The sequence below is a fragment of the Mesorhizobium sp. M5C.F.Ca.IN.020.29.1.1 genome, from assembly GCF_003997375.1.
GTDB lineage: Bacteria > Pseudomonadota > Alphaproteobacteria > Rhizobiales > Rhizobiaceae > Mesorhizobium > Mesorhizobium wenxiniae.
Window position 1 is genome coordinate 1 of the sequence record NZ_RZSW01001184.1, and the last position, 467, is coordinate 467.

The 467-nt window shown below is 65.7% G+C and carries 1 protein-coding gene; it reads right to left on the minus strand.

All coding sequences use genetic code 11. The features are described from left to right. Positions 1–410: polysaccharide biosynthesis/export family protein (locus tag EOA85_RS36955; RefSeq protein ID WP_348627968.1), on the minus strand; the 410-nt coding region annotated here is incomplete at its 3' end. Positions 411–467 lie beyond the last annotated feature (57 nt).

A 467-nucleotide genomic window follows, 5' to 3' on the forward strand; every position in this document is an offset into this window, starting at 1 on the left:
CTCTCGGCCCGGTCGAGTCCGCCGGCCAGCGCGATCGCGTGCAGGATCGTCATGCCGGCCGCGTACTTGAACGAGCCTGGATTCTTGACCGGGCCCAGCACGTAAATGGGCGGGCGCTCCAGCGGCAGGATGCTGACCAGTCCTTTGCGGCCCAGCAGTTGATTGAAGGTTTCCGCCAGGTCGGCCTGTACCTGTTGCGTCGACCGGTTGGCGACCGGAATGGAGCCAAGCAAGGGCACTGAAATCGTGCCGTCCTCTTGGACAATATATTCGCCGCTCAGTTCCGGACGCTGGAGGATGCCGTGCAAGGCCGAGGACGCGCCCCCCCACTTGTCTTCCTCGACGTCGACGCGCTCGTAGAACACGGCCTTGAGGCGATCGCCGACGCCGAAGAGGGCTCCGGTTGGCACGTCTGGCGCCTTGCCGAGGGTTTTGGGGCGCTCGGCACTGGTGGGGAGGGCAGGGAC